This is a genomic window from Candidatus Saccharimonadia bacterium (genome assembly GCA_035544015.1).
In the GTDB taxonomy this organism is placed as follows: Bacteria; Patescibacteriota; Saccharimonadia; order UBA4664; family UBA4664; genus UBA5169.
This window is the reverse complement of record DATKIP010000093.1, coordinates 46,890-67,032: the sequence shown is the minus strand read 5'-3', so window position 1 is coordinate 67,032 and position 20,143 is coordinate 46,890. Positions and strand designations below refer to the sequence as shown.

Annotated in this window: 23 protein-coding genes, 2 tRNA genes and 1 pseudogene; 11 read left to right on the top strand and 15 right to left on the bottom strand. The window is 59.7% G+C overall.

Annotation, left to right across the window (positions count from 1 at the left end):
- The first annotated feature begins 180 nt into the window (after positions 1 to 180).
- Together VMT30_06720 and VMT30_06715 are read left to right on the top strand one after the other, a co-directional pair.
- The gene (locus tag VMT30_06720; protein ID HVQ44626.1) at positions 181 to 2,340 is read left to right on the top strand and encodes a glycosyltransferase family 2 protein; all 2,160 of its coding nucleotides are present in this window, start codon (positions 181 to 183) and stop codon (positions 2,338 to 2,340) included.
- Positions 2,337 to 3,875: a chitinase gene (locus tag VMT30_06715; protein HVQ44625.1), complete on the top strand. Its 1,539-nt coding sequence runs from the start codon at positions 2,337 to 2,339 to the stop codon at positions 3,873 to 3,875. Before VMT30_06720 ends, VMT30_06715 begins: the two co-directional genes overlap by 4 nt.
- Positions 3,876 to 3,878: 3 nt before the next feature.
- On the opposite strand, the gene VMT30_06710 is transcribed toward VMT30_06715, so the two are convergent.
- Both VMT30_06710 and VMT30_06705 read right to left on the bottom strand, forming a co-directional pair.
- The gene (locus VMT30_06710; GenBank protein HVQ44624.1) at positions 3,879 to 4,694 is read right to left on the bottom strand and encodes an ABC transporter permease; all 816 of its coding nucleotides are present in this window, start codon (positions 4,692 to 4,694) and stop codon (positions 3,879 to 3,881) included.
- Positions 4,694 to 5,662: an ATP-binding cassette domain-containing protein gene (locus VMT30_06705; GenBank protein ID HVQ44623.1), complete on the bottom strand. Its 969-nt coding sequence runs from the start codon at positions 5,660 to 5,662 to the stop codon at positions 4,694 to 4,696. Before VMT30_06705 ends, VMT30_06710 begins: the two co-directional genes overlap by 1 nt.
- A 351-nt stretch (positions 5,663 to 6,013) precedes the next feature.
- On the opposite strand from VMT30_06705, the pseudogene VMT30_06700 reads away from it, so the two are divergent.
- From VMT30_06700 to VMT30_06685, 4 genes and pseudogenes are all read left to right on the top strand, one after another.
- Positions 6,014 to 6,184 (top strand): annotated as a pseudogene (locus VMT30_06700) (excalibur calcium-binding domain-containing protein).
- A gap of 115 nt (positions 6,185 to 6,299) precedes the next feature.
- On the top strand, positions 6,300 to 6,719 hold the full coding sequence (locus VMT30_06695; protein ID HVQ44622.1) for a hypothetical protein: 420 nt from the start codon (positions 6,300 to 6,302) through the stop codon (positions 6,717 to 6,719).
- Positions 6,716 to 7,033 carry a hypothetical protein gene (locus VMT30_06690; GenBank protein ID HVQ44621.1) on the top strand — a complete coding sequence of 106 codons (318 nt, stop codon included), beginning with the start codon at positions 6,716 to 6,718 and terminating at the stop codon, positions 7,031 to 7,033. Before VMT30_06695 ends, VMT30_06690 begins: the two co-directional genes overlap by 4 nt.
- Positions 7,034 to 7,038: 5 nt before the next feature.
- Positions 7,039 to 7,620, top strand: coding sequence for a hypothetical protein (locus VMT30_06685; protein ID HVQ44620.1), 582 nt, complete (start codon positions 7,039 to 7,041; stop codon positions 7,618 to 7,620).
- On the opposite strand, the gene ligA is transcribed toward VMT30_06685, so the two are convergent.
- The 5 genes from ligA to VMT30_06660 are packed head-to-tail and all read right to left on the bottom strand — an operon-like array spanning position 7,617 to position 12,468.
- On the bottom strand, positions 7,617 to 9,641 hold the full coding sequence (gene ligA, locus VMT30_06680) for an NAD-dependent DNA ligase LigA (GenBank protein ID HVQ44619.1): 2,025 nt from the start codon (positions 9,639 to 9,641) through the stop codon (positions 7,617 to 7,619). The genes VMT30_06685 and ligA overlap by 4 nt on opposite strands.
- Before the next feature lie 37 nt (positions 9,642 to 9,678).
- A complete protein-coding gene (locus VMT30_06675) occupies positions 9,679 to 10,470 on the bottom strand; it encodes a hypothetical protein (GenBank protein ID HVQ44618.1) in 792 nt (263 codons plus the stop codon).
- Positions 10,467 to 11,354, bottom strand: coding sequence for a zinc metalloprotease HtpX (gene htpX / locus VMT30_06670; GenBank protein ID HVQ44617.1), 888 nt, complete (start codon positions 11,352 to 11,354; stop codon positions 10,467 to 10,469). The genes VMT30_06675 and htpX overlap by 4 nt, the downstream gene beginning before the upstream one ends.
- Positions 11,329 to 11,898, bottom strand: coding sequence for a four helix bundle protein (locus VMT30_06665; protein HVQ44616.1), 570 nt, complete (start codon positions 11,896 to 11,898; stop codon positions 11,329 to 11,331). Before VMT30_06665 ends, htpX begins: the two co-directional genes overlap by 26 nt.
- Positions 11,899 to 11,910: 12 nt before the next feature.
- Positions 11,911 to 12,468, bottom strand: coding sequence for a LemA family protein (locus VMT30_06660; protein HVQ44615.1), 558 nt, complete (start codon positions 12,466 to 12,468; stop codon positions 11,911 to 11,913).
- A gap of 113 nt (positions 12,469 to 12,581) precedes the next feature.
- On the opposite strand from VMT30_06660, the gene VMT30_06655 reads away from it, so the two are divergent.
- The 3 genes from VMT30_06655 (at position 12,582) to VMT30_06645 (ending at position 14,592) form a co-directional block, all read left to right on the top strand.
- Positions 12,582 to 13,196, top strand: a complete 615-nt coding sequence (locus VMT30_06655; GenBank protein ID HVQ44614.1) for a hypothetical protein — start codon at positions 12,582 to 12,584, stop codon at positions 13,194 to 13,196.
- A 4-nt stretch (positions 13,197 to 13,200) separates the two neighbouring features.
- Positions 13,201 to 14,094, top strand: a complete 894-nt coding sequence (locus VMT30_06650; protein HVQ44613.1) for a hypothetical protein — start codon at positions 13,201 to 13,203, stop codon at positions 14,092 to 14,094.
- A gap of 63 nt (positions 14,095 to 14,157) precedes the next feature.
- On the top strand, positions 14,158 to 14,592 hold the full coding sequence (locus VMT30_06645; protein HVQ44612.1) for a hypothetical protein: 435 nt from the start codon (positions 14,158 to 14,160) through the stop codon (positions 14,590 to 14,592).
- 191 nt (positions 14,593 to 14,783) lie between these two features.
- On the opposite strand, the gene VMT30_06640 is transcribed toward VMT30_06645, so the two are convergent.
- Positions 14,784 to 15,179 carry a hypothetical protein gene (locus tag VMT30_06640; protein ID HVQ44611.1) on the bottom strand — a complete coding sequence of 132 codons (396 nt, stop codon included), beginning with the start codon at positions 15,177 to 15,179 and terminating at the stop codon, positions 14,784 to 14,786.
- 224 nt (positions 15,180 to 15,403) lie between these two features.
- Here VMT30_06640 and VMT30_06635 point away from each other — a divergent pair, with 224 nt between their 5' ends.
- Both VMT30_06635 and idi read left to right on the top strand, forming a co-directional pair.
- Positions 15,404 to 15,829, top strand: a complete 426-nt coding sequence (locus VMT30_06635) for a hypothetical protein (protein ID HVQ44610.1) — start codon at positions 15,404 to 15,406, stop codon at positions 15,827 to 15,829.
- Positions 15,830 to 15,968: 139 nt separating this feature from the next.
- A complete protein-coding gene (gene idi / locus VMT30_06630) occupies positions 15,969 to 16,511 on the top strand; it encodes an isopentenyl-diphosphate Delta-isomerase (protein ID HVQ44609.1) in 543 nt (180 codons plus the stop codon).
- Between the two features lie 4 nt (positions 16,512 to 16,515).
- On the opposite strand, the gene VMT30_06625 is transcribed toward idi, so the two are convergent.
- The 7 genes from VMT30_06625 to VMT30_06595 form a co-directional block, all read right to left on the bottom strand.
- A tRNA-Leu gene (locus VMT30_06625) sits at positions 16,516 to 16,599 on the bottom strand.
- A 104-nt stretch (positions 16,600 to 16,703) separates the two neighbouring features.
- A complete protein-coding gene (locus VMT30_06620; GenBank protein HVQ44608.1) occupies positions 16,704 to 17,426 on the bottom strand; it encodes a hypothetical protein in 723 nt (240 codons plus the stop codon).
- A gap of 118 nt (positions 17,427 to 17,544) precedes the next feature.
- Positions 17,545 to 17,618 (bottom strand) — tRNA-Cys (locus VMT30_06615).
- Positions 17,619 to 17,687: 69 nt separating this feature from the next.
- Positions 17,688 to 18,185, bottom strand: coding sequence for a hypothetical protein (locus VMT30_06610; protein HVQ44607.1), 498 nt, complete (start codon positions 18,183 to 18,185; stop codon positions 17,688 to 17,690).
- 47 nt (positions 18,186 to 18,232) lie between these two features.
- Complete coding sequence (locus VMT30_06605; protein ID HVQ44606.1) at positions 18,233 to 18,862, bottom strand: peptide deformylase; 630 nt, start codon at positions 18,860 to 18,862, stop codon at positions 18,233 to 18,235.
- Positions 18,859 to 19,701 (bottom strand): PhzF family phenazine biosynthesis protein, encoded by an 843-nt coding sequence (locus tag VMT30_06600; GenBank protein ID HVQ44605.1) that lies wholly within the window; start codon positions 19,699 to 19,701, stop codon positions 18,859 to 18,861. Before VMT30_06600 ends, VMT30_06605 begins: the two co-directional genes overlap by 4 nt.
- Positions 19,694 to 20,068: a helix-turn-helix domain-containing protein gene (locus VMT30_06595; protein ID HVQ44604.1), complete on the bottom strand. Its 375-nt coding sequence runs from the start codon at positions 20,066 to 20,068 to the stop codon at positions 19,694 to 19,696. The genes VMT30_06600 and VMT30_06595 overlap by 8 nt, the downstream gene beginning before the upstream one ends.
- Positions 20,069 to 20,143: the final 75 nt, after the last annotated feature.

Below are 20,143 nucleotides of genomic sequence, written 5' to 3'. Positions count from 1 at the left end.
GTAATGTATTGTAAAAAATAATGATATGTGTTATAAATGTAATCCTTGACCTTAAGGAACGTTAATTTGGCTAAGCCAGGCCTAAAAACTGAAAAACAACGGCTGCGAAAGCGGCAGTGGGGCGCGGAGCGGCGGACGCTGCCGCTTTCGATTGTCCATGACCGGCCTTCGACGCGCAAAATGACGTTTAGTCGTTTGGCGATCGTTTTGACGATCGGCCTGTGGGCCGCGTATGTGGTGTCGACTATTATTCGCCAATTCTTTGACGGCCCGCACAGTTTTCAATTTATGATGCAGGCCCTGAGCTACCTGGTGGTGGTGACGTTTTTGACCTTCTCGGCCTTGATGTATTTGATAGCTCGCCAGGGCGCGCTGCAGCGTTTTGGCAAACACGTGCGCGTGCCGCGAGCTGAACTGGACCGGCATTTCTCGCAGGTGCAATCGTCGATCACGGTTCTGGTGCCTTCCTATAGCGAGGAGACGGGGGTAATTCGCAAGACGCTCATGTCGGCGGCTCTTCAGGAGTATCCGGGGATGCGCGTGGTACTGCTCGTGGACGACAAACCCAACTCCAAAGACCCCGTGGCGGCCGCGCAGCTCGAGGCGACTCGGGCGTTGGGGGGCGACATTATGGAACTCTTCACAGAGCCGCGCGAACGGTTTGGTGGGGCGCTGGCTCGCTTTGAGCGCAAGCAATCGAAGGCGAAATTTGCCAACTTTATGACGGTGATGGATCTGGCCGGGCATTATACCTGGGCGGCGGACTGGCTGACGAGGTTGGCTGATGCGGAGGACATTGAGGATCATGTGGATGTGTTTTTCGGCGACCAGGTGCTGCGCAGTTTGGCAGCTGAGCTGCGTCTGACGGCGGATGCACTGACGGCCTCTTGCCGCGAAGGGGCGCCGCTGGCGGCGAGCCGCGTGCACCAGCTATACCGGCGGCTGGCTTGGATTTTTGAGGCCGAAATCTCGGTATTTGAGCGCAAGCAATATGCGTCGTTGTCGCACGAGGCCAACAAGGCCATGAACCTCAACTCGTACATCGGCCTCATGGGCGGCACGTACCGCTCGATGCCGACGCCGGATGGTCCGGCGCTGGTGCCGACGAGCCGCCGCCAGCCGGGTGATGTGGTGGTGCCGGATAGTGAATTTATTTTGACGCTGGATGCGGATTCGATTCTGCTACGCGACTACTGCTTGCGCCTGGTTTACTTTTTGCAGCAACCTGGCAATGCCCGGGTGGCGGTGACGCAGACGCCGTATTCGTCGTTTCGGGGCGCGGCTACGCGGATCGAGCGATTGGCCGCGGCTACGACCGACATTCAGCATATTTTGCATCAGGGCATGAGCCACTTTGGCGCGACGTTTTGGGTGGGGGCAAATGCGGTCATTCGCAAGCAGGCGCTGGAGGACATTGCCGAGACGGAGTGGGTCGGCGGATTTGCGATTCGGCGGTTCATTCAAGACCGCACGGTGATCGAAGACACGGAGTCGAGTGTGGACCTGGCGCTGCACGGCTGGACGCTCACCAACTACCCGGAGCGGCTGAGCTATAGCGCCACGCCGCCGGACTTTGGTTCGCTGATTGTGCAGCGGCGGCGCTGGGCCAATGGCGGCTTGCTGATTTTGCCCAAGCTGTGGGCCACTATTCGCGAGCGCAAACGCCGCAATGAGTTTGTATCGCGCACCGAGGTGCTGCTGCGGCTCAACTACATGGCGTCGATCGCGTGGGCCAGCTTTGGCCTGATCTTTTTGCTGGCGTACCCGTATGACGGCCGACTGCTGAGCCCGCTGGTACTGCTGGCGGCGCTGCCCTATTTCTTGGCCATGGCCAGCGATCTCAAGTATTGCGGCTATAAGCGCAGTGACGTGCTCCGCATCTACGGCTTCAACTTGATCTTACTGCCGGTGAACCTAGCCGGGGTGCTGAAGTCACTTCAGCAGGCGCTCTCGGGCAAAAAGATTCCGTTTGCGCGCACGCCGAAGGTGAAGAACCGCACGGTTTCGCCAATGCTGTATGTGATCGTGCCGTTGCTGATTGTGGGCTTCTCGGTGTTTACGCTGTGGCGCGACGTGGTACCGCACAACTGGGGCAATGCGGCGTTTGCGGGCTTTAACGCGGTAGTGGCGGGCTGGGCGATCATGGCTTACATCGGTGTTTTCAGCATTTTGGCCGACACCTGGCGCGGCCTGACCGACTGGATGTACGTGGAGGTGAAGCCGAAGTCGGCCGCCGGCGCGGGCAAAGGCCAGGCGGGGCTGGATTGGCGAGCCGTGCTGTACCATGGCGACGCCCGGGGCACGGTGCCGTTGACCGAGCAGAGCGAGGTGGTGTCGTGAGGCGATTATCTCCGTGGCGCGTCATGCTGGGTCTATTGATTGTGGCGGGGGTCGTGGTGGGCAGTGCCTACGCGGGCCAGCGCTGGCTCGCCGAGCGGTCGGCGGCGGTTCATAAGCCGTGGTTTGCGGCTTATGTGGACGTCACGGCGTCGCCGCGATTTGCGTTTGAGCAACTGGGTGCGACCGCGAACCGCGAGGCGGTGCTGTCGTTTGTGGTAGCGCTGCCTCAGGCGGATTGCACGCCGTCGTGGGGTGGAGCCTACACGATGGCGCAGGCCAACGCTTCGCTTGATCTCGACCGGCGTATCGAGCGCTTGCGTCAGCAAGACGGGGATGTGGCGGTGTCGTTTGGCGGCCTGAAAAATAGTGAACTAGCCGTGAGCTGTACTGATCCCACCAAACTGAAGGCGGCCTACGCGTCGGTTATTAACCAATACGACATTAGTACGATTGATCTGGACCTTGAGCAATCGGGACTTACCGATGCTGAAGCCGGTGCTCGCCGCGCCACGGCGATCGCCAAACTGCAGGCGGAGCGGCGCGCGGCCGGCAAGCCCTTGGCCGTGTGGGTGACGCTGCCGGCCACGCCGCAGGGCCTGAGCGAAGACGGCACCAATGCGGTGGCGCAGCTGCTCGCCAAAGGCGTTGATCTGGCCGGTGTGAATGTGATGACGATGGATTATGGCCAGAGTCTCGAGAAAGGCCAGTCGATGCAGACGGCCTCCGAAAAGGCCCTCACCGGCGTGCAGCGCCAGCTCGGCGTTTTGTACCAGCGGGCCGGCATTCAGCTCAGCAGCGCGACGCTGTGGTCGAAGATTGGCGCTACGCCGATGATTGGCCAAAACGACGAGGCCGAGGAAGTGCTGACGCCCGAGGACGCCAAGGGGTTGAACGCCTTCGCTTCATCGCACAAACTGGGCCGCATGTCGATGTGGTCGGCCAATCGCGACCTGGAATGCAGCGGCAATTATGTGGATGTGAAGGTCGTGTCGGACTCGTGCAGTGGCGTGAAGCAAGGCAAGGGCGACTACGCCGCCTCGCTGAGCACCGGATTCAACGGCAGTTTGTCGCAAAACGCCGGCGTGGTGACCTCGCCGGACGCCACCGCAGCGGCTCAGAAGCCGGATGATCCGGCTACGAGCCCTTATCAGATTTGGTCGACCGCCGGCGCGTATCTGCAGGGTACGAAAGTGGTGTGGCATCACAACGTGTATTCGGCTAAGTGGTGGACGCAGGGTGACCTGCCCGACAACCCGGTACTTCAGGCTTGGCAGACACCCTGGGAGCTCGTGGGCCCGGTGCTGCCGGGCGAAAAGCCGGTACCGCAGCTCACGCTGCCAGCCGGGACGTACCCGGATTGGGCGGGCACTACCCCCTACAATACCGGCGATCGCGTGCTCTTTAGCGGCGTGCCCTACCAGGCCAAATGGTGGAATACGGGCGCGAGTCCGGCGGCGGCTTCGTCCAATGCCGACAGTTCGCCCTGGGTACCCCTGACGCAGGCGCAGATTAATGAGGTGGGGACGGCGCGCTAGGGGTTACTGCGCGGTCCGGCGGCGGAAGAGCCAGGAAGATAGCGGCAAGCATACGGCGAGGATGGCGACACACCAGACGGCGGCCAGCCAGCCGTGATCGCCAATGGGGCGGCCCAGCATGAGTGCCCGCACTGCTTCTACGATGTGCGTGATGGGCTGGTTTTCGGCGAAGACCTTGAGATATTTGTTCATGCCCTCGGCCGGCACGAAGGCGGTGCTGGCGAACGTGAAGGGGAAGACGATCAGGAACGACAGCCATTGCACGCCCTCGACGCTCTTGGCAAAGAGTCCCATGATGGCCGATAGCCAGGAAAATGCCAGGGTGAACAGCATGAGCAGGCCGGCCAGGAGCAGCCAATCGGTGAAGCCGGCGCTGGAACGGAAGCCCATCACGAGGCCGGCCAGGATCATCACGACGGTGGATATGCCGTTGCGGAAGAGGTCGGAAACAACATGCCCGGTGAGCACGGCAAGATTGTTCATGGGGAGCGAGCGGAAGCGGTCGACAATACCCTTGGCCAGGTCATTGCAAATGGCGATGGCCGTAGTACTGGAGCCGAAGGCCAGCGTTTGTACGATGATGCCGGGCAGCAGGAAACTAAGATAATTTACGCCGTGCGGCAGGGCTTTTTCGATAGCGCCGCCAAAGACCGAGGCGAACAGCACCAGGAACATGATGGGCTGGAAGAACGTACCCAGGAGTTGGTCGCGGTTGCGTAAGATGTGGCGGCTGGAGCGCTCGATCATTATGAGTGAGTCGGTAATGCCCAGGACCCAGCGCGGGCTGCGGTTGAATTCGAGTTTGGTGGTTGTAGCCATTATTTGACCTTCTCTGGTTTCTTTTCGGTTTCGGTGACCTTGGCCTTGCCGGTGAGACTCAGGAAAACGTCGTCGAGGGTGGGCTTGTGAACTGCCAGTTCCGAGACTTTGATACCGGCGCCGGCGAGCGTGGTGAGGGTGTGGTTGACGTCGGTGGTGACGTCGCCTATCTCCATACTGAGGGTGGTGTCGTCGGTTTGCTTGACGGCCGAGGCGCTACCGAGCAGCTTCAGCGCCTGCTTGGTGGTGGCTTCATCGGCAAATGTGAGCTCAAGCCGGTCGCGCCCCACTTGGCTCTTGAGCTCCGCGGCCGTGCCCTCGGCGATAACTCGGCCGTCGTCAATAACGATGATGCGGTCGGCCAGCTGGTCGGCTTCTTCCAGATATTGGGTGGTGAGCAAAATGCTAATCCCCTGCTCCATCAGGCGCTTGATGATATCCCACATCGCGATGCGCGAGCGGGGGTCGAGGCCGGTGGTGGGCTCGTCGAGGAAGATGACCGGCGGCGTGGCAATGAGGCTCACGGCCAGGTCAAGCCGCCGGCGCATGCCGCCGGAGTAGGTGGAGACGACGCGGTCGGCAGACTCGCCAAGATCGAACTGTTCGAGCAGTTCGCGGGCGCGCAGTTTGGCGCTGCCAGTGGTGAGGCGGTAGAGGCGGCCCATCATTACTAGGTTTTCGCGGCCGGTGAGCAGCTCGTCGACCGCTGCCGACTGACCGGTGAGGCCAATGATGCGGCGAATGGCCTCGGGGTCGCGCCCTAGATCGTGCCCGTCGACCGTGATGGTGCCGCCATCAAACGGCAGCAGCGTGCTCAGGATGCGCACCGTGGTGGTCTTGCCGGCGCCGTTTGGACCTAGTAGCGCCAGCATGGTGCCGCGCTCCATGGTAAAGTCTATCCCGCGCAGGACGTGGTTCTTGCCGTATGATTTTTGGAGGCCGCGAACCTCGATGATGTGATTGGTCATTGATGTATTTTAGCAGGGGCTGGGCGTAATGTCTGCTGGCGATCCCCACCTAAAGCCCAGATTCGCTATGCCTACGCTTTAGGCGTATAATAATTCAATAAAATTGGGGTTTTGTAAATGTCTATCCGACGCAAGCTTCTCATTGGTCTGGGAAGCCTTATTGGTGTTACGGCGGTAATTGCCGCTTCAAATCCGCAACCGGCGGCGCCCGAGGCTACACCGGCGGCGTTGGCGGCTACGGTATTGCCAGCGGCCACGGCGGCTCCTGCTACGCCGGCGCCGACACTTACTCCAACGGCCACTCCGGCAGCGACACCCGTTGCGACCCCCGCACCGGCGCCGACTTCGGCCGCGGCTGCGAACTGCGACCCCAATTATTCGGGATGCGTCCCCATAGCCAGCGATGTTGATTGTGCGGGTGGTTCCGGCAATGGTCCAGCTTATGTGGCCGGCCCGGTGACGGTGATTGGGTACGACAAATATGGGCTGGATCGTGACGGCGATGGCGTGGCCTGCGAGTAGTTAAGATGTGCCTATCTGCGAGAAACGTGCAGAGGACTTGTTCGCACCTGCCCGGCTTATTTATAGGCAACATCAATATCTCTTTACAATTAGCGCGTGTATAATTACTTGTACTATGAAACACACTACTGAATATTTGCTTTTGTGCGAGAACGTAATTGTCGGAGAACAGGGCAAGGCGAGCCTCATTAATCTGTATGATCGCATCTTTGCAGACACCCTCCCCGTAGCGGCACCTGCAATGTATTTTGCGTTTAGCGTATCCCTCACCAACGATTCCGAGAACGAATTGCCCATTCAGCTTGAGCTTAAAATACTTGCTCCGGATGGTAAGCCCCTCGATACAAATTTGCAAATTAATGCGCTAAAACTCCCCCATGATGCCGTGAGCCAAAAAATTGGGGGGGCTATCGCGGTCCAGGCGTTGACATTTTCAGTTTACGGTGATTATAGAGCAAACTTTACCATAAATGACTCACTTATTGGTACAAAAGTATTTGCAGTGTCGCCGCCTCCGGGGGAGATCGCAAAATGAAAGCGATACCTACAACAGCCAGTTCATTTTTGTTCTTCAGATATCCGCGCGCACCCGTCGTTGCCTCCGCCGTTCTCTTGGTTGGGCTGCCGGCATTCTCAATTTCTCCTAGTTTTCAGACCACTTCTTCGGTTTCGCAGAATGTCCTTAGTGCGACATCAATGCTAACCGGAGGAGCTTCGAGTTTTATCCTCACCGCCCCTCTAGCCTTGGGGTATTCGAATCGGCGCAAAAAATTTATCGCGAATATTAAGCACTGGCGCAAGGACAGCCCTTCGCGCATTAACCATTCTGATGAAAATGAGCTGGGCTAAATTTCGTGGCGTCAGAATGGTACCAACTAGCTTCAACGACAGAACCCCTATCACAAGGGGATATTTTTCGCCAGCTCCCGATACTTGAACTTCTCGATGAAGAGGTGTCGCTCGACGCTAGTAATACCACCGTTGATGTGGACGTGGTCGAGAAGGATGTCGTACTCATGACACAATCATGTGATCTGCAGCCCGGTAGGATCAAGGTTGATTATGTACAACTATGTCCGGTTTATGAATTAGCAATTTTTATTAAAGGAAAAACAGAGTTTAAAAATCGCAATAAGCTTTCTGATCTGCTGAATGGGAAATACCCTCGGTTCTCGGTATTGGCTTCTACCGAAATTTCTGCCTATCCATCTGAGCCGTTAGTGGTTGATTTAAGTCGAATTTACGCGGTAAGGGTTGGTTATTTGGATAACTTTTGCCGTAAATATCCTGAAAAGCTCCAGTTGATCTCTCCTTATAGGGAATATCTAGCGCAAAATTTTGCACGACTGTTCATGCGCGTCGGACTACCCTCAGATATTAGTGAGACCACGAAGAAGATATTGACCGATAAATACGCACCAAAAAAGGCTAATTAATCTGCCTTCAACATCGAAAGCAATTGCGACTCATCCAACGTTTTCGTCCCCAGCTTCTTCGCCTTTGCGAGCTTCGAAGCCCCTGGATTTTCGCCGACGATGAGGTAGGTGGTGTCTTTGCTCACGGAGTTTTGTTCTTTGGCGCCGAGGGCGACGAGCTTGGCGGCGACTTCTTCGCGGGAGCCCATGCCGAGGGTGCCGGTGATGACGAAATTGACGCCGGTGAGGGGGCCGGTGGTTTTGTGGTAGGTCTGGGGATTGACGCCGAGGGAATGGAATTTGCGGAGGAGGGCGGCGTTGTCGTCGTCGGCGAAGTAGGCTAGCACGCTCTCGGCGACGACATGGCCGATGCCGTCGATGGCGTCGAGGTCTTCGAGGGTGGCGTTTTGCAGGGCTTCGAGGGTGCCGAAGTGCTCGGCGAGGTCGACGGCGGTTTGCTGGCCGACGTGGCGGATGCCGAGGGCGTAGATGAAGCGCGGGAGCTCGGGGGTTTTGGCGCGCCCGATCGCGTCGGTGAGCTTGGTGGCCGAGATGTCGGCAAAACGATCAAGCTCTAGGAGCTGGTCTTTGGTGACGGCGTAGATGTCGGCGGGGTCTTGGACGAGGCCGGCGTCGACGAGTGTGATGACGTTTTTTTCACCGAGGGTGTCGATGTCGAGGGCGCCCTTGCTGGCATAATGCTCGACGGCTTTTTTGAGCAGGAGCGGGCCGGAGGCATTGGCGAGGCGGTAGACCACTTCGCCTTCGGGGCGCACAAACTCGAGCTCGGGATACTGGCGGGCGAGCTCGGCCTCCATGTCGAAGGGTTTGGCTGATTTCGGGCGGAGCTTGGGGAGCGATTGGAGTACTTTGGGGATAATATCGCCGGCTTTGTAGATGATGACGGTGTCCCCTACCCGCACATCGAGGCGGGCGATTTCGTCGGCGTTGTGGAGGCTGGCGTGAGTCACGGTGGTGCCGGCAACCACCACGGGGTCGAAAGTGGCGATGGGGGTGGCGGCGCCGGTGCGGCCGATCGAGAGCACGATATCTTTGATCACGGTGGTGGCTTCCTCGGCCGGGTACTTGTAGGCCACGGCGGCACGCGGGGCCTTGCCAACCACGCCGAGAGCACGGTAGACGGCGCGGTCGTTGACCTTCACCACGATGCCGTCGGTGCCAAAGGGCAGCTGGGCACGGGCCTCGGACCAGTGATCGATGAACTGCATGAGGCCGTCGAGGGTGGTGAAGGTGGTGGCGTGGCGGCCCGTGCTGATGCCGAGCGCCCGGATGGTGTCATAGGCGAAGGCGTAGGTGGGCACCTCGGCGGGATCGTCGCGCAGGAGGTCGTAAGCGAAGAACGTGAGCGGACGCGCGGCCACCAGCGCCGGATCGAGCTGGCGGATGGTGCCGGCGGCGGTGTTGCGGGGGTTGGCAAACAGCGGGCGGCCGGCTTCGGTGTTGGCAATGTTTAGGGCCTCGAAGTCTTTTTTGAGCATGACGATCTCGCCGCGGATTTCGGTGCGGCCGCGCAGGAATGCGGCGTGATCCTTGGACGCGCGCAGGCGCAGCGGCACGGACTCGATCGTGCGGACGTTCATGGTGACGTCCTCCCCCACTTGCCCGTCGCCGCGGGTAACGGCTTGGGTGAGTGCACCGTCTTGGTACACCAGCGCGCAGGCGAACCCATCCATTTTGGTGTCGGCGAAGAGCTCGGTAGTGGCGCCGGGGGTGAGCTTGTTGATGCGATCGGCCCAGGCTTCGACCTCGTCGCGGCTGAAAACATCATTGAGGCTGATCATGGGGACCGAGTGGCGGACTTTGGCGAAGCGGTCCGAGGGCTTGCCGGCCACGCGCTGGGTGGGGCTGTCGGGGGTGATGAGGTCGGGGAATTTGGCTTCGAGTTGGGATAATTCGTGTTTGAGCGAGTCGGCCGCGGCTTCACTCATGATGCTCTCATTGAGCACGTGATAGTGGTAGCGGTAGTCATTGATCTGATCGCGGAGTTTGGCCAGGCGGTCGTGGGCTTGCTGGTGGGTCATGTGATGATTATACCCTGCGTGGCGCAGTCCGGTGTTTTTATGCCTTAATGGTGGATTCGAGGCTGCGGTAGAGCTTGAGGAGATAGAGATTCAATAGTGGTAAGGCCGTAAAGGTGGTGGCGAGCCCGAAGAAAATGGTAGGAATGGGGCCGAGCTTCAGATACGACAGCCCCGCGGTGACGAGCGCGATGGGTACAGCCGTGACGGCAATGAAGAATACCAGGGCGGCATAGCGGCTGAACACGCGCCAAAACCGGCCGAGGGTGAGTCGGCGCGAGCGGCGCAGTGCGGCGAGCGGCCGGGCGCCTTCGGCCACGGCGATGGTGGGCGCCAAGCCGAAACGCACCATCCACCAGCCACTGACCGCGGCGATGAGCAGGCAAATGGAGGCGAGGATGAGCTGTTCGGCAATGGTGCCGGCGTCGCTGACCGCCAGGAAGCCGATGATGTAGAGCGTGGCCGCAAAGGCGGCGGGCACGAGCATAAGCACGAGCAACAGTGCACTCATGAGAAAGCGTACGATGGCGACCGAACCGTCGTAGTATGCGGCGCCGATGCCAGGTGTGACGCCAGTGCGTTCAAACTCGACGATAGCCCAGATGAGCGCTACGTTCATGATGACGGCGGCGATTTGGGTAGCGAGATTGAAGGTGCTGTCGGTGGCGAGGCCAGGAAATAAGTTGAACAGATTGAGGGGGACGGTGACGACGGCAAGAATAGCGAGGTAGCGTTTCCATTGGGTGCGCATGTCGGCCACCGCGGCGACCCACAGCTTCCAGGCGCCGGTGGACTTAGCGGGCTTTGAGCGGGCGGCGCGGCGGGTTGTCATTGTTTGGTCTCCATTTCTCGCAAGCGTTTGATACGGTCGGCGATGGGCGGATGGGTGTCGAAGAGGCCGGCGAGACTGCGGCCCTTGAGGGGATTGGAGATGTAGAGCGGAGCGGTGGCAGAATTGGCATGCTGCATGGGTTGGGGGTCGGCAGAAATTTTTTCGAGAGCCCGCGCGAGGCCTTCGGGGTAGCGCGTGAGCAGCGCGCCGGACGAGTCGGCCAGGTATTCGCGCTGGCGGGAGACGGCAAACTGAATGACGGCGGCTACCAGCGGCGCGAGAATGGCGCCGACGATGCTGAGGATGATGAGCAGGCCGTTGTTGTTGCCGCCGCCTTCATCGTCGTCTCCGCCGCCCCAAAACGACAGCCGCAGCAGGAGGTCGGAAATCACCGACACTACCGCCACGAGGGCGGTCACCAACGCCATGAAGCGGATGTCGTAGTTGCCAACATGGCTGAGCTCGTGGGCGAGCACGCCTTCGAGCTCGGTTTTTTCGAGGCGCTCGAGGATGCCGGTGGTGACGGCGACCACGGCGTGTTGCGGATCGCGGCCGGTGGCAAAGGCATTGGGCGAGGCGTCTTCAATAATGTAGACCTTGGGCGTGGGCAGGCCGGCGGCGATGGTGAGGTTTTCGACCAATCGGTACAGCTGGGGGGCGTCTTTTTTCTGGACCTCGCGGGCGCCGCTCATCGAGAGCGCGATCTGAGCCGAGAAGAAGTATGAAACGCCGGCGTAGATGACGGCCACGATCAGGATGGGGATGAAGGCGGCCGGCTGGTGCAGCAGGCGCGAAAACAGCCAATCGAGCCCGCCGACGAAGACGATGAAGCCGAGGATGAGCAGCAGGCTGCGGCGTTTATTGCTGGCTATCTGAGTGTACATTGGACTCCTGTGGCGATGGCTCGGACGCGGTGGTGACGGGGACGATGGTGGGAGCCGGGGCGCTGGCGGCGGCGGGCTCGGCCGGCTGATCGCCCACGGTGCCGTCGGGGCTCACGCTCACCTCGGAGCCGGCGCCGACTTCTGAGGCCAGCACCGGAGTGGCGGCGGGCTCGAGCTCCCGTTCGGGCGCCGGCGCCGGCTGGGGCGGCTCGGCGTCGCGGGCCGCCGGCTCGCCCGACACGAGGCCCTCGGCCAGCGCATCGGCCTCGCTGCGCACGCCGGCGGTATCGAGCGCGGGGTATACGCGATCGATGAGCTCGAGGGTGGCGAGCAACTTGAGCGCGGGCATGAGCCGCTCGTCGCTGTGCTCCTGCACCAGATCGGCGGCGATGGTGGCGGGTAGCTCCACCATGAGCTGGCGCAGCTGGAGGCTCAGGCCTGTTTCTTCGCTGGCGGGCAGCTCCTCTGCCAAAGCCATTAGTTTGGGTCCCAGATCGATGGCTTTCTGCCAGCTGCTACTATTTCGGTATTCTGACAGCTTCATGTAGTCCTCTGATTAGAATTTAACTTCGACGGCCTTCTCGACTTCGGCCTGGTTCTCGACCTCAAAGAAGTCGCGGTGAGTAAACCCGAGCATGCCGGCGAGCAGACTGGTGGGAAAGACTTGCAATTTGATGTTGTAATCGCGCACTGAGCCGTTGTAGAAGCGGCGCGAAGCCTGGATTTTGTCCTCAGTGTCTACGAGTTCGCCTTGGAGCTGCTGAAAGCCCTGGTTGGCCTTGAGGTCGGGGTAGGCTTCAGAGACGGCAAACAGACTCTTGAGGGCGCCTTCGAGCATGTTTTCGGCTTCGGCTTTTTGGGTGAGGCCGGTGGCGTTCATGGCCTGGGTGCGAGCCTCGGTGACCTGCGTGAACACTTTGGACTCGTGCTCGGCGTAGCCCTTGACGGTGTTAACGAGGTTGGGAATGAGGTCGTAGCGGCGCTTGAGCTGGACGGTGATGTCGCTCCAGGCCTCGTCGACGCGGACGCGCGAGCGGATGAGCCCGTTGTAGACCGCAATGAGTGCCCCAGCCAACACTGCGGCTACAATTAATATAATGATCGTTGTGTTCATGCGGTACCCTTTGGTTTGTTGACTATAGTATAGCAAATGTTGTGCGCTTTGCGGAGGGGCGATATGGGGGCTTTATTTGACTTTGGTAAAGGATTTGCCCTATTGTTGGGGTAATGCTTAAGCTTAGCCGAAACAAAACTCTAGCGCTCGGAATTCTGGGAATAAATTTGGCGGCGGTGACGCTGCCGTTTGCGGTGAGTGCCGACACGCAAACCACCGATACCACGCTCAACCTCACCGTGAATCCGGTGATTATTTCGTATTCTTCGGGGCCGACGGTGACGCTGGGAGCGATCACGCCGGATTCGACCGGCAAGCAGTCGGCGGCGAGCGACACGGTGACCGCCGACACCAATGATACGGCTGGGTTTACGGTGACGCTCAAAGAGACGAGCGCCAGCGTGACCGACATGGTGAGCGGCGCCAATACGATTGCGACCGGCGCGGGCACACCAGGGTCGCCGGCCACGCTCACCAACAACCATTGGGGCTGGCGCATCGACAGCTTGGGCGGATTTGGCGCCGGGCCGACCACTACGATTTCGAGTGCGGCGCCGAGCTCGCTGACCTACGCGGGGATCCCCACCAATGCGTCGCCGTTTACGATCAAGACCACCGCGAGCACGGGCTCGGCGTCGTCGACCGTGTGGTATAGTGCGCGGGTAAGCAGCAGTCAGCCGATTGGGACGTATTCTACCACCGTTACGTATACTATTACGACGAATTAAGCTTGTGCGGCGATTTGGGCTAGCGTTAGGGCTGTTTTTGGTTGCGGGGTGGCCGGCCGGGGCTTGGGGTGCGGTGCAGGGCATCGGGGTGTCGCCGACGAGCCAGGAGGTGGCGCTGGATCCGGGTGGCACGTACCGCGGGCACATTACCGTGATCAACGATGGCGCGACGGATGTGAATTACCGCGTGTACGCCACGGATTATCGCGTGACCGGTGAGACCTACGTGGGGAATTTTGACAGCAGCGGCAAGGCGGCGGATGTGTCACCAGTGTCGTGGTTTAGTCTGCCCGCCGGGAGCTTCACGGTGAAGGCGCGGGTGGAGCAAACCTTCGATTACACGGTGAACGTACCGCGGACGGCGGCGATCGGCGGGCATTATGCGGCGGTGTTTGTGGAGACGATTCCGCCGGCGGGCAGCGGCGGGGCGTTTGTGTCACGGATTGAGCGCATCGGCACGCTGTTTTATGTGAACGTGCGGGGCGAAGTGCGCCAAGACGGGAGCGTGATGCCCCTGGAGGTGGCGCGGCTGCAATCGGTGGGGCCGGTGCGGGGCGCGCTGCGGCTGCACAACGACGGCAACCTGCACTTTTTGGCCGAGGGCACCGCGCGGCTGACGGGCCCGTTTGGCGCTGATGCGGGCAAGGCGGTGCCACTCAAAGGCGAGGTGCTGCCCGGCACGACGCGGCGCTTTGACCTGGCGCTGCCGGCACCGGCGCCGATTGGTCTGTATAAGGTGACGGCGACGGTGAAATATCTCGGCCGCACCGAGGAGGTGTCGCGGTGGATGCTGCTCATGCCGCGGGTGACGTTTGTGATTGTGGGCGGCACGGTGTTGTTGTTGCTGGGGGTGGGGCTGTGGGCGCTGGTGCGGCGAGCGCGGCGTTTGCGGTCTTGAATTTTTTAGTTTTAATGCTATAATAGTTTGGTCTCGTCCGTACTCTCTCCTCTGGAGGTCAAAATGTTTGCTCTCCCCGGCTACGCTTGGTTGATAGCCTGCGGCGTGGCAGTCGCAGCCCTGCTGATCTGGACTCGCATCCGCTGCGTCGCACTGCGAAGGTTCGGCCAGGACCGGCTCGAGGAAGCCGCCGACTTGCAGCTGTATACCGAGATTCTGTTCGTGCTCGGGGCTCAGTTCAGCAGCGCCGAGTCGGCGTCCGGCCCGGGCCGGCGACTCGAGCTCGTGGACAGCTCCCGCACCGCGCAGCTGCGCTTCCTTCCGCCATTCACCTTCCGCCTGGAGGGCACAGACAGCGAAGCGGTGCGGGTGCAGTATGTTCGGAGGGTCGGGTTGGTGATCGTAACGTGCTTCACGCCGACCCTCTGCAACGACGTTGCGAACTTCCTGACAGCGAACGTGGGGGAAGAGGCTCGGTACGAGGTGCAGCTGGGCTAGGCCGAGCTGCATTCAATTCCTACCGGGGGCGAGCTCGAAGAACTGATTCGGCCGCCCCCATGCGCTCTGAGCGTAGTATACCCGTGTTTTGCATGAGCGAAACGCGGGTGTTTTGGTTTTTGAGCAATAATTGCCACTGGGATGTGAACCCCGCGGCCCGCACCGGCGCCGCGGGGTTCACTGTCACTGTCTTACCGGGTGCATCCGAGCCTCTGGCGCATCCCGTCGATGGACTTGAGAGCGGCGGCCGATAGGTTGGTGGTGTCGGTTCCGGGATTGCTCACGATGAGCGGAACTCCACCAATGCTGTTCACCGTAAACGACGTTGGATTCTCCGCTGCCGGTGCGGTGTTGCCGTCGATCGTGATTTTCGCTTTGCAGTCGGGTATCCAGACATACGTCGTCCACCGCATTACTTCATACGACGGTATGCCTGCGATTTTATAGCCGGCGGCCAAAGCCAGGTTGATCAGGGCGCCTTGCTGGTCGTTTCGCACGGAGGCGGTGTCGGGCGCTGGGGCGCCGCATCCCGCCGCGAGCAGAACCAGGGCCAGCATCACTCCTAGCCGAGCTAGAGTGCGTCTCATGCATTGTCCTCTCTGAACTACGGTCGAATGACAGTGCTGGGGTATCTTCTCATTGACGCGCTCGAAAGTGGACGATCACTCGTAACAAATAATACGGCTCAAAACCGCCTTATTTTTGGATAGTTGTGGGTAGGCGACGCTAGGTGGGAAGACTTGAAATATATTATATCTATGTTATAGTGTACCTTGTTCATGTTCTGTCGGCTCGAGACGCGGAGGTCGTCATGCCACACTGGGTCATCGCTTTACTCGTGTTACTCGTGCTCGCTGGTTGTTACGAAATCGGCAGCTGGCGGTACCGGCATCGCCAGCTGGAGCGCGTGAGGCGGCAACGGGAATTCGGGTACGGTCGAGAGCTGTACCTGCATGTGGTGGCCGAGATCGGCTTCATGCCGATTGTGACTCCCGACCGTGGGGGTGTCCGCTTGCAGATGCTGCCCTCCCGCGTTCACTTCAACCTGCTCACCCTGCCGGATCTGGCCCTCTGTCTGGAGGGAGAGGTGGCGGAACTGGTCTGGGTGCGATACGTCTCGGAGACGGACCAGGTCGTGGTGACGTGCGCCAAGCACTCGATCAGCGAGCAGATCGAGCGGCAACTGCGCGAGTTTCTCGCCCACGAGCCGCGGCTGTCCGTCGTCGCGTCGGCGTAACCCAATAATCCCTCCACCGGGGGCGAGCTCGAAGCACTGATTCGGCCGCCCCCACGCGCTCTAGGCGCATTATCTACCCGTGTTTTGCATGAGCGAAACGCGGGTCGTTTGGTTTTTGGCGTCTGCTATGATGACCAACATGGAAATGATTGTCCTCGTAGACGAGCGCGGCCGGGAGATCGGCACGGCCCCCAAGCTGGCTTCGCACCACGCGCACACGCCGCTGCACCGGGCGTTTTCGTGCTACGTGTTTGACGAGACCGGGCGATTTTTGGTGACACAGCGCGCGGCGAGCAAAAAGGTGTGGCCCGGCGTGTGGACCAACAGTGTGTGCGGCCACCCGGCGCCGGGCGAAGGCTTCGAGGACGCGATCCGGCGGCGAGCGGAGTACGAGCTGGGGCTGGCAGTGAGTGATATCCGCGTGATGCTGCCGGATTATCGCTACATGACTCCTCCGTTTAACGGGATTATTGAAAACGAGATTTGCCCAGTGTTTGTGGCGCGTACGGACGGGCAGCCAGCTCCGAATCCGGAAGAGGTCGGAGATTATGCCTGGCTGCGGTGGGATGAGTATGGCGCCGCGGTGGCCGGCGCGGATTACTCGTATTGGGCCAGGGATCAGTACGACCAGCTGATGGCCAGTTCGGAGTTTACGGCGTTTTTACGATCAATCGAGCGATAATTACTGGTAGGCGGGGTGGGAGTCGAACCCACAATCCTTGCGGCAGAGAATTTTAAGTCCTCCGTGTATACCATTCCACCACCCGCCCAGGGTGACTGGAGTAATGATAGCAGTTGAAATTGACACAGAGAAGGCCCGCAGAGCGCGGTACGAGCCTAGCTCTGCGGGCCGGGTGGCCCTAGATTGAGGGTGTCAGAATTGGGCTAGAGCAAGTTGCCGCTGGAACCAGGGCCAGTTTTCCAGCTGCTCTATGATGACGTCGACCACATCGTCAACCTCACGGTCGGCGAGGCTGACGCGTACGTAACCGAACGGCGGGTCAAGGAACTCGGTTGACGGTTTAGCGTTGGGGCTGAGCCAGAAGCCCGCTCCCCGCAGCCCTAGCGACGGTATATCGGTGACAATCACCCTCGCCCGGCTGTTCTCGATGAACCGCAAGAGCGGTTCCGGGAGAAAATTGTTCGTGACCGAGAGGGTGATGGCGCGGTCGGCAAATCGCACGAGCTTGGGGTGGTCGCGGAACCAGCGGTCATCGATGATCTCCGTCTCCCGCACCCGGATCGCGCCGCTCGTCGAGAGGGTGAGCTTTTGCTCCCCTGCTATCCTAAGCGCCTCGATTACCTCGTGGCCGAATTCGGCCGAGCTTAGCTCCGAAGGCTCCTTGACATAATCTAGGTAGCGAAGATAGGGGCGGTCCGGGTTGCGACGGTCGGCGTTGAAGCGCTGGCGTCCGAGCTCGAAGCCGATGGCTTGCAGGAGCTTTCGGTACGGCAGCTGCCGTACCGGCGACTCTGAGGGCCCGAGGGGGCTATGATCGAGACCTTCGACCAGCTTATGGAGGAGCCGTCCGGCGAGGTGCGCCAGGAGATCGCGCGGCACGGTGGGTGGGGCATCGAGCTTGATCAAGACCGACATTCTCGTCCCCTCCCTCGGGGCTCGGTGGTGCTGGCGGCAGGCCATGATGGAACACGGCCCAGATTGGGCGCGCTCACTACTCTACAATAATTGTCGCGGAATGTCGAACTATAATACCTGGAGGCACCTACCGGAATTGAACCGGTGTACGCGGTTTTGCAGACCGCTGCGTAACCACTCCGCCAAGGTGCCGCAATCGTGGTAACCGCTTGATTATACTCGGTGGCGGCGCAAAGCTAAAGCGCGCGGGGCTGCAAAGCGCTACTGGACGGGCGCAGCCGAAGGTGCGGGCGGCGCGATGGTAAAGAAGAAGTTGGCCGTGGCGAGCGCCAGGCAGGTCATGGCGACGACTGCAGCAATGAACAGCACTTGCTGCAGGGCGCGCACGACCTTGAGGCGCTTGCGAGCCTGTTCCCAGGTGCGCTTGCGAGCGGCCAGATCTTGGCCCTCATCGGCGGCGGCGTCAAAGGCCCGGCGCTGCAAGCCGCATTGGGTCCGGAAGTAATGTCCGGCCACGTACGCCACGAGATTGAGCGCCAGCGTGATGATCGACGCGTAGAGCGCCCACGAAAACCCGCTGTGCGGGTGCTGAAAACCAACGGTGAGCAAGAAGGTCATAAGCGCAATGAGCCCCACGAACAGCCCGGCGATGATGCGGATGAGTTCGGTGTAGAATTGTTCGCTATGCGGCTGGTGCGGCGGCAGAGCGGGCCGGTCAGCGGATTTGGTAGGGGCTTCGGGGGTAGTAGTTGTGTTCATGTGCTTACTATACTAATTGTCTCAAGCTGAGAAGCAACTGATATTGGCTACATTCCAGCTTTCATCGACTCCCATGTCTCGCGCGGACATACAACGGGCCAATTTTGCCAGTTCTGTCGGTATGCTTCAAATTCAGCTGGACGGACGAGGTGAAGACGCTCTGGATGGTCCTTGGGGATGCGATCCGGGAAGCGAATACCGTCAAGATGGTCGGTCTCGTGCTGGGCGATCCGAGCGGCGAAATCGACAAGGTGAAGCCTGAGAGGTTTCCCGTGCCGATCTAAGCCCTCAAGTGTAACCTCCTTCGCACGCTCTACGTTCCCGCAAATATCGCCGCACGACCAACAGCCTTCACGGCCCGGCATCGTGGCCGCAGAACGGATGGCAATGGTAGGGTTGATGACTATCAAAAGGTCCTGCTGCTTGTTCGAACCATCCGCCGCCAGATCAATTGAGATGATTCGCTTATCCACGCCTACCTGTACGGCGGCAAGTCCCACCATTTGGCGAGAGTCTGCTTTGGTGTGTCCTTTGCCGGCGGACAATTTCAGCATTCCAGCAATGACGGCCTGGATACCATCAGCATTAATCTCATCGCGGGTAACTTTTTGGGCGACTTGGTTGAGCAGTGGATCGGTGGGGCCGACGAGCTGCAGGGCTAAGGGCGAATTTGTCATAGGCCCGGCCGATCTATGATTTCCGCCTGCCCGCCGATCCAGACGATCTCGTCTTTGAATGTACCGTAAATGTAGGATAGGCGGCCCATCGCCTCGCCTTGTTCGACGCGGTATATTTCCCGCTGGGGCAATGTACGCTCGTTCTTCAGATAGCAAAGCAACGCTCCGTTGGATGTACCGGTGGCGCACTCTTCGGGAATGCCGTCGGCGGGAGCGAAGTTGCGGGCGCTGGCTAAGGATTGCTCGTTTTCCAAAAGCGCGAATACATGAAAGCCGCTAATGTCATGCCGCCGACTAAAATCAGCGATGGCGTCAAGGTTGGGACGGAGCCGCGCCAGAACCGATTTGTCGATCAGCGGTACCAGCAAATCTCTGATGCCAGTGGAAACGATTTGGGGATGGAGCGACGCGTGGAAATCGCTGGCTTTTATCCCCAGCATGCCCGCAACCTCGGGGGGTTCGACTTTGTCGAAAAATGCGGCCCTCGTTTGCTCCATGAAGACCAGCCCCTCATTTTGAATCTCCACTTTCAGCAAGCCGGCCTTGGTTTCTTGCGTGTATGTGCCCACCGAGAGTTCACCTAGTTTGTGAAGCAGAGACCACGTGGCTATCGTCGCGTGGCCGCAAAGGTCGACCTCAGTGGTGGGTGTAAAAAATCGAACCTTACGGGTGGCGCGATCGCTCTGGCTGACAAACGCCGTTTCGGACAGTCCCAGCCCGGAAGCTACCGCTAGCATTTGCCGCTCATCGAGCGCATCAGCGCCCAACACTACCCCGGCCGGATTGCCATTGCGGCCGTTGGCCGTGAATGCATTAACTCTGGAGGGGGTATCAGGCATTTTTTGATTGTATCATCGCCAGAGGTTCTACTGCCCGATCAGAATTGATAAAATCCACCCCCCACTGCTTCATTAATACCAACAAATCCTCTAGGGTTTTGCCTTTTGTGGTCAGACGATACTCTACTTTTGGCGGAACTACCGGGTATATTTTGCGCTCAACAATTCCAGATTGTTCGAGCTCCCGCAACTGCTGAGTAAGCATCTTCTGGGTCACGCCCGGCATTGCTCGCCGAAGTTCGCTAAATCTCATTACGCTATTGCTCAGAAGCTGATCGATAACGACCACTTTCCATTTGCCCCCCAAAACGCTCATGACTGCTTCTATGGGGCACTGTTGGAGGTGATCTTTTTTGATGGTATCCATATGGGTACTATACCACATAAAAGTGTGTACTTATTATTTGTATACTCGCAATGATATATTATTTTGAGCAGTAAA